Below are 494 nucleotides of genomic sequence, written 5' to 3' on the forward strand. Positions count from 1 at the left end.
GCCAACCTCTGGTCGCTCATCACGGGCGTCTTCAAGGGCCTGTGGTCGCTCATCACGGGCGTCTTCAAGGGCCTGTGGGCCATCGTCCGGTTCTACGGCGGCTACCCGATCCGGGGCGAGGCCAAGACCGACGCCACGTTCTGGAGCCGCGGAACCCGCTCCACCATCCCGGCCGGGCCCGCCGGCCCCGTCCCGCTCGGGTCCGTCGCCTTCGCCCCGCCCGTCGTGAGCCTGATCAAGCCCAAGCGCCGCCGGCCGAGCCCCTGGGCCCGTACCGCGGCGGCCTGGGTGAAGACCTACCAGGGTTGGGGCGCCACCGCCCTCGACAGGGGCCTGCGCGTGCTCCTGTGGGCCGTCCGCTGGGCACAGAAGACCTACCGCGGCTACCAGAACGTCGCCCGCCTCGTACGGGCCGTCTACCAGGCGGGAGCCACGGTCCTCGCCCCCCCCGCCCGCCGCGAGCGGGCGAGGCGGGTGTGGGAGGAGGGCGCGCG

The 494-nt window shown here is 74.5% G+C and carries 1 protein-coding gene; it reads left to right on the top strand.

The annotated features are described in order from the left end of the window. Positions 1 to 494: hypothetical protein (locus tag ACFW3D_RS42050; protein ID WP_500513765.1), on the top strand; the 494-nt coding region annotated here is incomplete at both ends.

The sequence above is a fragment of the Streptomyces sp. NPDC058864 genome (assembly GCF_042742985.1).
In the GTDB taxonomy this organism is placed as follows: Bacteria; Actinomycetota; Actinomycetes; order Streptomycetales; family Streptomycetaceae; genus Actinacidiphila.